Raw genomic sequence first — 13,223 nt, 5'->3', positions numbered from 1 at the left:
CACCATGACCAGCGCCACCACCGGCACCACCTCGCCCGGCGGGATCCTCGACGGCATCGTCCTGTTCGAGGCCTTCTCGCCGGAGGAGCGCGCGGCCGTGGCCTCGCGCGGGCGGGTGTTCGACGCCCCGGCGGGCACGGTGCTGATGCGCGAGGGTGACAGCGCCAGCTCGCTCTACGTTCTGCTGGACGGCACGGTACGGGTGGTGCGCGACGATCCCTTCGGCGGTCAGGTGGAGGTCGGCTTCCGCCGTGCCGGCGACTGTTTCGGCGAGATGGCGCTGATCGACGGCGGCTCGCGCTCCGCCTCCGTCATCGCCGCAACGCCGGTGACGGTGTTCGAGCTGGAACGCGACCTGTTCCTTGCGCTGATTTCCCCCTCGCCCGACCTGCTGGCCAAGCTTCTACGTGAACTCAGCCGCATGATCCGCGAGGTGTCGGAGCGGGTGGTGCGCGAGGATCTGGAACGCCGCACCCGCATCGCCGAATCGGCGCTGGCCCGCCAACGCGCCATCACCCAGGCGGTGACCGGACTGGCGCATGAACTGAACACGCCGCTCGGCGTCTGCGTCACCGCCGCCAGCCACCTTCAGGATCTGGCCCGATCCGGCAACGGCCCGCTGTCCGCCGAGGAACTGCGGGAACCGGCGGCCCTGCTCGACGCCAATCTCGCCCGCGCGGTGGAACTGGTGGAAGCCTTTTCCGCCATCGCCGCCTGCCAGACCGCCGAGCCGCTGGAGGCGCTGGACCTGCGCCGCACGGCGGAGGAGGCGGCAAGCCTGTTCGCGATCCAGCATCCCGGCCTGCCGCTGACCATCCGTGTCGCCCCCGGCGCCCCCTGCCCCTGGATCGGCTATGCCCCGCATCTGGAACGGGTGCTGCACCATCTGTTCGCCAACGCCGCCGCCCATGGTTACGGCGGCGGTCCGGGCGAGGTGGAGGTTACGGTGGAACCGGCGACGCTGGACGCGGTGCCGGCCTGGAACCTGACCGTCCGCGACCACGGCGCCGGCATCCCGGCCAGGAACCTGCCGACCCTGACCGACGCCTTCTTCACCACCGCCCGCGGCCGCGGACACAAGGGGCTGGGGCTGGCGGTGGTGTTCAACACGGTGACCGGCCCGCTCGGCGGCCGGATCGCCTTCGACAGTGTGCCGGGCGCCGGCACGACCGTGACGATCACCGTGCCGCAGGAGCTGTGACGGGCAGGGCAGTCCTTACCCGTGCCTCTCACCCGTGCAGGGCAAGCCCCTTCACCGTCTTGTCGACCGCCTTCTTCGGCCCGCGCAGGGCCAGCCCGACCAGATCGGGGGCGTCCGGGTCCTCGGCCCGGAAGACCGCGCGGTTGGCGGCGTCGTGGCCGGTGGTGAACATCGCCGCGACATAGGGCACCAGCGTCAGGCCACGCTCCAGCGCGGCATCGCGGACGGTCCGCAACTGCTCCCCATCGGCGGCGAAGATCAGCATCGGCTGGCCCAGCATCCGGCCATAGCGGCGGCCGGCAGCGTCGACATACGCCTCGCCCAGCGCGTCGGGTGCGGCGGCGGCGATCCCGGTGGCGAGGAAGGCGGCGACGTTCAGCTTCTGCCATACGGCCAAGTCGACACGGATCACCAGCGCGATCTTGGTGTCGAAGCGGACGGGTGCGTCTGCGGGACTGGTTTCGGGCATCAGGCTGTTGGGCATCGGGCTGTCCGGCATGGCAATGGTCTCCTTTGCCCAACCAGATGCCGGATGACGGCGCCTCAGTCTGGAACGTTCGTGCACAGATCGCGATAGGCGGCCGGCGTCAGGCCATAGGCGCGACGGAACCAGCGGCCGAGATGGCTCTGGTCGGCGAACCCCACCTCGGCGGCGACCAGGGCCGGCGCCCCGCCTTCCGCCAGCCGGCGCCGGGCGGCGCGCAGGCGCAGCCGGACCAGATAGGCGTGCGGCGACAGGCCGAAGGCGGCGCGGAAGGCGCGGTTCAGCCGGAAGCGGTCGACGCCGGCGGCGGCGGACAGCTCGTCCAGCCCGACATCCTCGGCCATCCGGGCGTGCAGCAGGTCGCGCGCCAGGGCGGCGGCGCGGCCGGGACGCAACGGCCGGTGGTCCTCCGGCTGTTCCAGATGGCCGGCCAGCCGTGCCGCCAGCCGGTCCACCGACAGGTCGCGGGCGAGCCGCCCCTCGCGCTGGTGCAGGGCCAGGAAGGCGGTGCGGATCGTCGCCGCAAGGCCGGGATCGTCGGCCAGCGTGTCGCGGAACCCCAGCGGCAGGCCGGTTGCCCGCGGCATCAGGCTGCGCAGGGCATCGCCGCGGGCGGACAGCAGCGGCACCGGCAGATAGAGCATGGCATAGGTGAAGCCGTCCTCCTCCGGGCTGTGGCCGTCATGGGCCTCGCCGGGTTCGATCAGGATGACGCGGCCAGGGACGCTGGTGTGCAGCCGCCGCCGGCAGCGGAAGGCCTGTACCCCCTGCTCGGTGACGCCGACCAGCAGCTCGTCATGGTCGTGCAGGTCATAGGCATGGCCGCGGAAATGAGCGCGGATGGTCTCGATGCCGGTCTCCGCATCGCGGCGCACCGTCACCCAGTCGTCCTTTCCGCCGGTTGCCTGACCAGCTGTTTGGCCCATGCGGCACCTCCGCCACCGATCAATAGATCAGTTCGTTCTCGCCGCCGCTTTCGGCCAGGACCAGCTCGCCGCGGGCGGCCAGATCCTTGGCCATCTGCACCATGTACATCTGTGCCTCGTCCACGTCGCGGACGCGGACCGGGCCCATGGCCGCCATGTCCTCGCGCAGGATCTTGCCGGCGCGCTCGGACATGTTGGAGAAGAACAGGTCCTTCAGCGTCTCCGACGCCCCCTTCAGCGCGGTGCCCAGCTTCTGCTTGTCGACCGTGCGCAGCATCGTCTGCACGCCGCTGGGGTCGAGCTTCGACAGGTCCTCGAAGGTGAACATCAGCGACTTGATGCGCTCGGCGCTGTCGCGGTTGCGTTCCTCCAGCGCCGCCATGAAGCGATGCTCGGTGGTGCGGTCCAGCCCGTTGAAGATCTCCGCCAGCATCTCGTGGCTGTCGCGCCGGCTGGTGCGGGCGAGGTTGGTCATAAACTCGGTGCGCAGCGTGCGCTCGACATCGTCCAGAACCTCCTTCTGCACCGCCTCCATGCGCAGCATGCGCATGATGACCTCCATGGCGAAGCTTTCCGGCAGCTGGGTCAGAACGCGGCCGGCATGTTCGGGACGGATCTTGGACAGGACGACGGCGACGGTCTGCGGATATTCGTTCTTCAGATAGTTGGACAGAACCGACTCGTTGACGTTCGCCAGCTTGTCCCACATCGTCCGGCCGGCCGGACCACGGATTTCCTCCATGATCTGGTCGACCTTGTCCTTCGGCAGGGTCTTCAGCAGCAGGCGCTCGGTCGAATCGAAGGAGCCGACCAACGATCCGGTGGCCGACATCTGCTCGGCGAACTCGACGAACAGACGCTCGATCAGGTTGGCCGACACGGTGCCCAGGTTCGCCATCACCTGGGACAGCTCCTTGATCTCCTCGTCGGCCATCATCGAGAACAGCTTGGACGCATGCTCCTCACCCAGCGCAAGCATCATGATGGCGGCCTTTTCCGGGCCGGTGAGGGTCCGGTAATCCTCGCGAACCTTCAAAGCCATCCGTCCGCCTCCGCCAGCACCGCCCACCTCGCGCCGGGGGCGGGCGGTCCATTCTTACACGTCAGGTTTCCTGTTCTTCCGTTTTAATACGATCCCCTTGCGCATTCCATCCCTTCGGGGATGAAGGGCCGGGACAAATTTAGCCAATTCCCTGCCCTTCACCCCGGTCCTTTGCCGCCGGGGGCTGTGGAGGTCAGCCGAACCGCTTGGCGATCACTGCATAGGCGGCGCGCAGGCCCAGCGCCTCGCCACCCTCCGGGCGGCCGGGCCGGGCCGAGCCGTTCCAGGCATAGGTGTCCAGATGCGCCCAGGGCGTTTCCTTCGACACGAATTCCTGCAGGAACAGGCCGGCGGTGATGGCGCCGGCGAAACCGTTGGTGGTGACGTTGTTGATGTCCGCCACCTTGCTGTCCAGCCCCTTGCGGTAGGGCGCCCACAGCGGCAGCCGCCACATCGGGTCATCGACCGCGGTCCCCGCCTCCGTCAGCTCGTTCGCCAGGGCATCGTCATTGCACATCAGCGCCGGCAGGTCGGGGCCGAGCGCCACGCGCGCCGCTCCGGTCAAGGTAGCGAAGTCGATCAGCAGCTCCGGCTTCTCCGAATCCGCCTCGGCCAGCGCATCGCACAGGATCAGGCGCCCCTCGGCGTCGGTGTTGCCGACCTCAACCGTCAGGCCCTTGCGGGTCTTCAGCACGTCCTGCGGCTTGAAGCTGTCGCCCGACACGACATTCTCCACCGCCGGCACCAGCACGCGCAACCGCACCGGCAGCCCGGCCATCATGATCATCCGGCCGAGCGCCAGCGCATGCGCAGCACCACCCATGTCCTTCTTCATGATCAGCATGGCGGACGACGGCTTCAGGTCGAGCCCGCCGGTGTCGAAGCAGACGCCCTTGCCGACGATGGTGACCTTCGGGTGTGCCGGGTTGCCCCAGCGCAGGTCGATGAGCCGCGGTTCCCGCGGGCTGGCACGGCCGACGGCATGGACGGCCGGATAGTCGCGGTCGAGCAGGTCCTGCCCGACGATCACCTCCACCGCCGCGTCGAACTCCGCCGCCAGCTCCTGCGCCGCCCGGGCCAGTTCGGCCGGTCCCATGTCGCAGGCGGGGGTGTTCACCAGATCGCGCACCAGCCAGGTGGCGGTCGCCGCCCGCTCCACCTCGCCGCGGTCGGCTTCCGCCGGCCAGACCAGATTGGCGAAGCCCTTCTCAGGCGGCTTCCTGTAGCGGCTGAAGCGGTAGCTGCCGAGCGCCCAACCCAGCGCCACCCGCGTCGCCGCCCGCGCGTCCAGTGCCGCGTCGATCTTGTAGGAGCCGGCCGGCAGCGAGGCGGGCAGGCCGGCGAAGGCCCACAAATCGTCGATGGCCGACACGCCGGCCAGCACATGGGCGACGGCGCCGTCCGGTCCCGGCAGGAAGACGGTCGATCCGGCCTCGCCGGTGAAGCCCACCGCCTTGACCCAGGCGGCGACGGCCGGCGACTGCGCCGCCAGCCAGTCGGCCAGTCCGGCCTTGGTCACGGGAGTGAGGGCGACGGTGTCCGGACCGTCGACGGCAAGCAGGGTGGCGAGCAAGACGGGGAATCCTTCTCACGAGATCACGTCACGCATCCGATGCGGATGCCCATCCCCCAAGGATGGCGCGCCGGCGGCCGGCTGGAAAGGGGGGGATGCGCGGGGCAGGCGTGGGTGGACGTCAAGACATTGGCATTTGGCGGAAATCCGGCGTGGCGGCGTGGTGGCCGTGCTCCAGAAATCCACACCCGGCGGCGGAAGGGAGGCCGGGACTGAACATCCGGAGTTTGCCAGATGCCTATTGAGGCATCTGACGAACTCCAGTCTTCTGATTTTCCGTGCGATCCATGCTTCGGACGATCCTGTCTGAACCGATCGCACTTCAAGCCGCCGGCCAGCCCGCCACCGGCCGCACTTCGCCCACCCGTGTGCCGGCGCGATTCAGCAGCGGGGCGGTCAGCAGCTGCGGAACACGCGCCCATTGGGCGTCGGTCAGCGCTTGGGTGGAACGGATCAGGGCGGCCAGCGCCACCTCGCGGGCACGGGCGGCGCCATCCTCGATCTTCAGCGCGATGCCGATGCCCTGGTCCAGGATCACGGCGCAGCCGACCCCCTCGGCCCCGCCCTTGACCAGGACGGCGCCGCCGGCCGCCTCCATCAGCGCGGTGTCGAAGGTTCCGGTGCCGCCGATCAGGAAGGGGTGTTTGCCCCAGGCGGCGGCGATGCGGGCCACGGCCTCGGCCCGTGCGTCGGGCAGATCGACGGGGTCGGCGATGCGGGCCATGGCATAGGCGATGGCACCCAACGGGATGCCGATGGTGGGGATGGAGCAGCCGTCGACCCCCCAGGGCGCGCCGAACAGGTCCTGGCCGGTCATCTGCTCCATCACGCCCAGGATGCGCTGCTGGACCGGGTGGTCGTAGCGGACATAGCCCTTCAGCCGCTCGCCCTTGTGCTTCGCCGTGGTCAGGAAGCCGCTGTGCTTGCCGGAACAGTTGTTGTGGAAGGCGGTCGGCGCCTCGCCGCGGCGGACCAGATCCTCGGCGGTGGCGGGATCATAGGGGATCTGCGCGCCGCATTCGTAATCGTCGAGCCGCAGCCCGACCCGCCCGGCCCAGGACCGCGCCAGCTCCGTGTGCCGAGCCTCGCCATTGTGGGAGGAGCAGGCGAGTGCCAGTTCCTCGTCCCCCAGCCCGAAGGCGTCGAGGGCGCCGCTTTCCACCAGCGGGATCGCCTGCAGCGACTTGATGGCGGAGCGCGGATAGACCGGCGCGTCGATGTCGCCCCAGCGTGCCAGCACATGGCCGCCGGCATCGACGATGCAGGCGCGGGCGCGGTGGACCGACTCCACCAGGCTGCCGCGCGTCACCTCCACCGTGATCGGACTTTCCGCCGGGCCGGACAGGTCGGCACGGCCCTCGGCGCTCTCGCCATGAGGGTGGGAAGGGCCGTGGTGATGATCCCCGCCGCAGCAGGAGTGATCTTGCGTATGGTCTTGGCTCATGCGGGCAAGCTTGCCTCGGGCGGGCGGCGGCGGCAAGCTCCCGCCCGGTCATATCCTTACCTGGAGCAGCGGGTTCTTCATGCGTGGCTATTTCGGAATTGGGGTGGAGCGGATCAGCAAGCCGGGCAATGTCGGCAACCTGATGCGCACCGCCCATGCCTTCGGCGCTTCCTTCTTCTTCGCCATCGATCCGGAACCGGACCTGCGCGAGACGAAGCTGGTCGACACCTCGGGCGCCACGCTGCATCTGCCGCTCTACATCCACGAGCGGGTCGCCGACTTCACCCTGCCGAAGGACTGCATGCTGGTCGGGGTGGAACTGACCGACGACGCGGTGGAACTGCCCAGCTTCCGCCACCCGTCGCGCGCCGCCTATGTGCTGGGGCCGGAGCGCGACAGCCTGTCGCCCGCCCTGCTGGCGCGCTGCGACCATGTGGTGAAGATCCCGATGTCCTTCTGCATCAATGTCGGCGTCGCCGGGGCGCTGGTGATGTACGACCGGATGATCTCGCTCGGCCGCTTCGCCGAGCGACCGGTCCGTCCCGGCGGCCCGCTGGAGGGACCGGCGCAGCACAAGCATGGCAAGCAGATCATGCGCAAGGAGGACCGCCGCCGCCGCATCCGCGGGGAGCAGAAGCCGGTCCCCGACGACAGCGAGGAGTAAGGATGCGTCAGATCGGCAGCGGATCGGTTCCGGCGACGGCGCAGATGCGCTGGACCACCGCAGGCTTGGGCACCGACAGCTCGCCCTGTTCGAAGGCCACCACCTGAAGCCTGCCGCGCACCGTCTCCAACAACTCGCCCGGGCGCAGCAGGAAGTCGGGGGAGGACGGGCGGCCGAAGCGGGCGTTGCCGTCGGCGAAGGTCTCGTAGATCAGCAAGCCACCGGGCTCCAGCGCCGCCAGGATGGCGGGGAAGAGCGGACGGTGCAGGTAGTTGGTGACGACGATCCCGGCGAAACGGCCGTCAACCGGCAGGGGGGTGGGGGACTGCCCCGAGTCGCCGCTTTCCAGATCCGCTTCGACCAGCATGACGCCGGCAACACCCTCCAGGTCGGCGACGCCGCCGAGGTCGCGGTCCAGCCCTACCACCGGGTGGCCGTGCCGACGGAACAGCCGCAGATGCCGGCCGCCGCCGCAGGCAAGGTCGAGCACCGAGCCGCCTGCGCGCACCAGCGGGGCGAATCGCTCGACCCAGGGGGAGGGCGGCGAGAGCGGATGGGGCGTGGGCATGGTCGGATTTCCCTTATTCAGACTTTTCTTCTGTGGCCGCCGGAACGATATCACAGGGAGTAAGCGCAACAGACCCGCCCGGCGTTTGACGGCGCGGCCCGGCCGTGCTGAATTAGGGCGATTCCCGAGTCGTGCCGCAACCCGGTCCGGTGGGCCGGGGCGCATCGTTCCTGCTGCGGGTTAGTTTGGGGCTTGTGGGGATATGATCCTCTTCGCGTTGAGATGCTCGGCCGACCACCAGTTCGAGGCGTGGTTCCGCAACGGCGCCGCCTATGACGAACAGGCGGCGGCGCACCAGATCGCCTGCCCGATCTGCGGCGATACCGTGGTCGGCAAGGCGCCGATGGCCCCGCGCATCGCCAAGGGCGTTGCCAGGGCCGCCGACCGCGCCCGCGAACAGGCCGAGGCCGTGGCGGCGAATGCCCCGCCGGTGGTGCCGCCGGCTGCCTCTGCCAACGCCGTGCCGGCCGCCCTTCCGGTACCGATCCCGGCACCCGTTCCCCTGCCGAACGCCGCCGATGTCGTCGCCGCCCTGCCGCCCAGCCTGAACGACGCCCAGCGCGAGGCGGTGGCGGAGGTGATGCGGCAGTTGACCGAGGTGCGGCGCAGCGTGGAGAAGAACTGCGACTATGTCGGCGACAATTTCGCCGAGGAGGCGCGGCGCATCCATTACGGGGAAACCGATCCGCGCGGCATCTATGGCGAGGCGTCGGACGAGGAAGTCGCCGAACTCCACGAGGAAGGTGTGACATTTCACCGCATCCCCTGGATTCCCCGCACCGACTCCTGAAGGGCGGCCGATGCGGCAGGGCGGTGCCACCATGCCGTCCCGCCACTGATTCCCAGCGAAACCATTTGAAAAGCTGACTGTTTGAAAGGGCGCGCCCGGCAACGGGGGCGCCTTTGTCGTATGCCGCTACGGCCTTGCCCAGGCTTGCTTTTCAGGGACCTTCCACCCTGCCGGCGTCCGCCCCATCGACCAAGGTAGGGGGTGCGCCCAACAATGATCTGTATCAAACAATTGGGCAGGTCAAGGGCGTACGAATTACGGGGAGAAACCCGGACGCGACCGCCCGGACGGCACATGCCCGCTGGTCCAGAAGACCCTGTCTTGCCAGAAGATCTTGTCTTGATGGATCGCCGAAGGTTGCCGGCACTCGATGAGGGGACGCACATGAGTCAAAGCGCACAAAGGATTGTGAACAATCCAAAGTTCCAGGAACTGGTGGCGAAGCGGTCCGCCTTCGCCTGGACTTTGTCGATTGCCATGCTGGTTATTTATTTCGGTTTCATCCTGCTGGTGGCGTTCGGGAAGTCGTTCCTGGGTACGCCGATCGGCTCCGGCGTCACGACCTGGGGCATTCCCGTCGGCGTCTTCACCATCGTGTCCGCCTTCATCCTGACCGGCATTTACGTGCATCGGGCCAATGGCGAGTTCGACGAGCTGAACCGCCAGATCCTGGAGGAGTCGAAGTGATGCGCGCCACCACCCGTTTTGCCGCTCCGGTCGCCGCTGCGGCGGCAGCCGCCGGCGCGCTGGTTCCGACCACGGTCCTGGCCGACGCCATCGGCGGCGCCGTGCAGAAGCAGGCGACCAACTGGTCGGCCATCCTGATGTTCATGGCCTTTGTGCTGTTCACGCTGGGCATCACCTACTGGGCGGCGCGCCGCACCAAGTCGGCCAAGGACTTCTACGCCGCCGGCGGCGGCATCACCGGCTTCCAGAACGGCCTCGCCATCGCCGGCGACTACATGTCGGCCGCGTCCTTCCTGGGCATCGCCGGCCTGGTGTACGCCTCGGGCTTCGACGGCCTGATCTATTCGGTGGGCTGGCTGGTCGGCTGGCCGATCGTGCTGTTCCTGGTGGCCGAGCGGCTGCGCAACCTCGGCAAGTACACCTTCGCCGACGTCGCTTCCTACCGCTTCCAGCAGACGCCGATCCGTTCGCTGTCGGCTTGCGGCTCGCTGGCGACCGTCACCTTCTACCTGATCGCCCAGATGGTCGGCGCCGGCAAGCTGATCCAGCTGCTGTTCGGGCTCGACTACATGGTCGCCGTCATCATCGTCGGCGTGCTGATGATCGGTTACGTGACCTTCGGCGGCATGCTGGCGACCACCTGGGTGCAGATCATCAAGGCGGTGATGCTGCTGTCCGGCGCCTCCTTCATGGCCTTCATGATCCTGGCGAAGTTCGGCTTCAGCCCCGAGGCGATGTTCAAGGCCGCCGTCGAGGCGCATCCGAAGGGCCTGGCGATCATGTCGCCGGGTGCCCTGGTCACCGATCCGATCTCGGCGATCTCGCTCGGCATGGCGCTGATGTTCGGCACCGCCGGCCTGCCGCACATCCTGATGCGCTTCTTCACCGTCGCCGACGCCAAGGAAGCCCGCAAGTCGGTCTTCTACGCCACCGGCTTCATCGGCTACTTCTACATCCTGACCTTCATCATCGGCTTCGGCGCCATCCTGATGATCCTGGCTCCCGACGCCACCGGCGCCTATCCGTTCCTGACGGCGGCCCCGGCGGCCGGCGCCAAGGCGGTGATCGCCAACGTCATCGGCGGCACCAACATGGCGGCCATCCACACCGCCCATGCGGTCGGCGGGGACCTGTTCTACGGCTTCATCTCGGCGGTCGCCTTCGCCACCATCCTGGCGGTGGTCGCCGGTCTGACGCTGGCCGGCGCCTCGGCGGTCTCCCATGATCTCTACGCCTCGGTCTTCGCCAAGGGCCGCGCCAACGAGGCCGACGAAATCCGCGTGTCGAAGATCACCACCGTCGTCATCGGCATCCTGTCGATCGTGCTGGGCATCGCCTTCGAGAACCAGAACGTCGCCTTCATGGTCGGTCTGGCCTTCGTCATCGCCGCCTCGGCCAACTTCCCGATCCTGCTGATGTCGATGTTCTGGGGCAAGATGACCACCCGTGGTGCGGTTCTGGGCGGTGGCCTGGGCCTGATCTCGGCGATCGTCCTGCTGGTCCTGGGCCCGACCGTGTGGAAGGCCGTGCTGGGCAACCCGGCCGCCATCTTCCCGTACGACAATCCAGGCCTCTTCTCGATCACCCTGTCCTTCGTCGGCATCTGGTTCTTCTCGATCACCGACAACAGCGCGCAGGCCCAGAAGGAGCGCAAGGACTTCGAAGCCCAGTACATCCGGTCGCAGACCGGCCTGGGCGCCGAGGGTGCCTCTGCCCACTAAGCGGTCTGCCGAACGAGGCAAACGGGCGGGGCAAGAAGAAGAACGGAAGGGATCGCATCTCGCACCGCCTCCCTTCCCCCTTCGGGGACAGCTCAAGCCCGTGCGGTGACCGAACCACGCCGCCAAATGTCGCACCCGCTTCCGGCGTCAGGCCTGGCGGGTGTATCCTGAAAAGCGCCTCCGGATCCGATCCGGAGGCGCTTTTTTATGCCTGTCCTTCCTGATGCCCCGCCCTCCCGTGACGGAGCCTGCCCGTGCAGCACGCGATGCCGACCGCCTCCCCGGACTTCGATTTCGGCCAGCCTCCCTTCGACCTGCTGACCGACGGCCAGCGGGCGGCACTGGCCGGGGCGCTGGACATCGCGCTCTACCCGCGCGATGCCGTCCTGCTGTCGCGGGAGGAGCCGACCGACGCGATGTTCGTCGTGCTGCGCGGCACCGTGCAGGAACGCCGCGGCGGCGAGGTGGCGGCGGTACACGGGGCCGGCGACCGTTTCGGCTTGCAGGCGCTGTATGGTGCCGCGGGCGCTGGCGCGGGCGGCAGTACCGCCCGCCGCTTCGTCGCGGCGGAGGACTGCGCCTGCCATCTGATCCCGCGCGCCGCGCTCGAAGCGCTGGCGGCGGAGAATCCGGAGTTTGGTGCCGCCATCCTCGGTGACTTCGCCCAGCGCATGCGCGATCTGGCGGCCCTGCGCTCCAACCGCGAGATGGCGGCGCTGACCATGGCGCGCATCCGGCAGGCCTATCTGCACCCGCCGCTGTTCGTGGAAGCCACTGCCAGCCTGCGCGACGCGGCGGAGGCGATGCGGCAGAACCGCGCCAGCAGCGTGCTGGTGCGCGGGGCGGATGGGGCCACGGGAGAGGCGGTGGGCATCCTGACCGGCACCGACCTGCGCGATCTGGTGGTGCTGGACGGCCGGCCGGTGAGCGAGCCGGTGGGGCCGCTCGCCCGCTACGGCCTGCTGACGCTGGACCGCGACGACCTGCTGTTCAACGCGCTGGTGCTGATGACCAAGCATGCGGTGCGCCGGGTGGTGGTGACGGAAAACGGCGCCATCGTCGGGCTGTTGGGGCAAAGCGACCTGCTGGCGGTGCTGTCCAACCATTCCCAGGTCATCGGCTTGCAGGTGGAGCATGCCACCGACCCCGCCGACCTGCGCCGGGCCAGCCGGTCCATCGTCGAGCTGATCCGCACCCTGCACGCAACCGGGGTCAAGGTCGCCTTCATTGCCGATCTGGTGACGGAGCTGAACCGCCGCATCTTCCGCAAACTGTTCGAACTGCTGGCCCCGCCGGAGCTGCTGGCGAACAGCTGCCTGATCGTGATGGGCAGCGAGGGGCGCGGCGAACAGCTGCTGAAGACCGACCAGGACAACGGCCTGATCCTGCGCGACGGCTTCGACTGCCCCGATCTGCGGAGGATCGCTGCCGACTTCACCCGCCATCTGGTGGAGTTCGGCTATCCGCCCTGTCCCGGCAACATCATGGTGTCGAACCCGGACTGGACCCGGCCGCTCGCCGGCTACAAGGATGCGCTGTTCAACTGGGTCCACCGCCCGGACGAGGCGGCGCAGATGAACCTCGCCATCTTCTACGACGCCGCCCCGGTGGCCGGCGACACCACGCTGCTGGCCGAAGCGAAGGACTATCTGCTGGGCCGCTTGCAGGACAACCAGATGTTCTTCACCCAGTTCGCCCGTCCGGCCCTGTCCTTCGACACGCCGAGCGGCCTGTTCGCCGCCCTGTTCGAGCGGCGCCGGGCGGAGCCGGTGGACATCAAGAAGGCCGGCATCTTCCCCATCGTCCATGGCGTGCGGGCGCTGGCGCTGGAGAAGCATCGGGCGGAGACCAACACGGTGGAGCGCATCCAGGTGCTGGCCGAACTGGGAGCGCTGGACCGCAAGATGGCCGCCGATCTGGTGGAAGCCTTCACCATCCTGTCGACCATCCGCCTGAAGGCGCGCGTCGACCTGCCTGACGATGAGGGGGCGGAACTGGCGATCGACAACCTCGTCCACCCGGACCGGCTGGGGAAGCTCGACCGCGACCAGTTCAAGGATTGTCTGGCCCTGGTGAAGAGCTTCAAGGAGCTGATCGCCCACCATTTCCGCCTGAACCATTGA

12 protein-coding genes are annotated in these 13,223 nt (G+C 68.5%); 6 read left to right on the top strand and 6 right to left on the bottom strand.

What is annotated here, in order from left to right:
* Window positions 1–4 precede the first annotated feature (4 nt).
* On the top strand, window positions 5–1,201 hold the full coding sequence (locus J2848_RS09105; RefSeq protein ID WP_149229328.1) for a sensor histidine kinase: 1,197 nt from the start codon (window positions 5–7) through the stop codon (window positions 1,199–1,201).
* Window positions 1,202–1,229: 28 nt separating this feature from the next.
* On the opposite strand, the gene J2848_RS09100 is transcribed toward J2848_RS09105, so the two are convergent.
* The 5 genes from J2848_RS09100 to J2848_RS09080 form a co-directional block, all read right to left on the bottom strand.
* The gene (locus tag J2848_RS09100; RefSeq protein WP_246193602.1) at window positions 1,230–1,700 is read right to left on the bottom strand and encodes a DUF2000 domain-containing protein; all 471 of its coding nucleotides are present in this window, start codon (window positions 1,698–1,700) and stop codon (window positions 1,230–1,232) included.
* 44 nt (window positions 1,701–1,744) lie between these two features.
* Window positions 1,745–2,611, bottom strand: a complete 867-nt coding sequence (locus J2848_RS09095) for an AraC family transcriptional regulator (RefSeq protein WP_149229329.1) — start codon at window positions 2,609–2,611, stop codon at window positions 1,745–1,747.
* Between the two features lie 19 nt (window positions 2,612–2,630).
* The gene (gene fliG, locus J2848_RS09090; RefSeq protein WP_149229330.1) at window positions 2,631–3,653 is read right to left on the bottom strand and encodes a flagellar motor switch protein FliG; all 1,023 of its coding nucleotides are present in this window, start codon (window positions 3,651–3,653) and stop codon (window positions 2,631–2,633) included.
* A 193-nt stretch (window positions 3,654–3,846) separates the two neighbouring features.
* Window positions 3,847–5,226: a leucyl aminopeptidase family protein gene (locus tag J2848_RS09085; RefSeq protein ID WP_149229331.1), complete on the bottom strand. Its 1,380-nt coding sequence runs from the start codon at window positions 5,224–5,226 to the stop codon at window positions 3,847–3,849.
* A gap of 322 nt (window positions 5,227–5,548) precedes the next feature.
* Window positions 5,549–6,670: an asparaginase gene (locus J2848_RS09080; protein ID WP_149229332.1), complete on the bottom strand. Its 1,122-nt coding sequence runs from the start codon at window positions 6,668–6,670 to the stop codon at window positions 5,549–5,551.
* A 79-nt stretch (window positions 6,671–6,749) separates the two neighbouring features.
* Here J2848_RS09080 and J2848_RS09075 point away from each other — a divergent pair, with 79 nt between their 5' ends.
* Window positions 6,750–7,334, top strand: coding sequence for an RNA methyltransferase (locus J2848_RS09075; RefSeq protein ID WP_149229333.1), 585 nt, complete (start codon window positions 6,750–6,752; stop codon window positions 7,332–7,334).
* 7 nt (window positions 7,335–7,341) lie between these two features.
* Here J2848_RS09075 and J2848_RS09070 read toward each other — a convergent pair whose 3' ends face one another.
* Window positions 7,342–7,902 (bottom strand): class I SAM-dependent methyltransferase, encoded by a 561-nt coding sequence (locus tag J2848_RS09070; protein ID WP_149229334.1) that lies wholly within the window; start codon window positions 7,900–7,902, stop codon window positions 7,342–7,344.
* Between the two features lie 202 nt (window positions 7,903–8,104).
* On the opposite strand from J2848_RS09070, the gene J2848_RS09065 reads away from it, so the two are divergent.
* The 4 genes from J2848_RS09065 (at window position 8,105) to J2848_RS09050 (ending at window position 13,223) form a co-directional block, all read left to right on the top strand.
* Window positions 8,105–8,692, top strand: coding sequence for a DUF1178 family protein (locus J2848_RS09065; RefSeq protein WP_149229335.1), 588 nt, complete (start codon window positions 8,105–8,107; stop codon window positions 8,690–8,692).
* Between the two features lie 384 nt (window positions 8,693–9,076).
* Window positions 9,077–9,379 carry a DUF485 domain-containing protein gene (locus J2848_RS09060; protein ID WP_109445911.1) on the top strand — a complete coding sequence of 101 codons (303 nt, stop codon included), beginning with the start codon at window positions 9,077–9,079 and terminating at the stop codon, window positions 9,377–9,379.
* Complete coding sequence (locus J2848_RS09055) at window positions 9,379–11,100, top strand: cation acetate symporter (RefSeq protein ID WP_149229336.1); 1,722 nt, start codon at window positions 9,379–9,381, stop codon at window positions 11,098–11,100. Before J2848_RS09060 ends, J2848_RS09055 begins: the two co-directional genes overlap by 1 nt.
* Before the next feature lie 254 nt (window positions 11,101–11,354).
* Window positions 11,355–13,223, top strand: a complete 1,869-nt coding sequence (locus J2848_RS09050; RefSeq protein WP_149229337.1) for a DUF294 nucleotidyltransferase-like domain-containing protein — start codon at window positions 11,355–11,357, stop codon at window positions 13,221–13,223.

The sequence above is a fragment of the Azospirillum lipoferum genome, assembly GCF_024170005.1.
Classification (GTDB): domain Bacteria; phylum Pseudomonadota; class Alphaproteobacteria; order Azospirillales; family Azospirillaceae; genus Azospirillum; species Azospirillum lipoferum.
The sequence above is the reverse complement of the archived record's forward strand: the minus strand, read 5'-3'. Positions and strand labels throughout refer to the sequence as shown.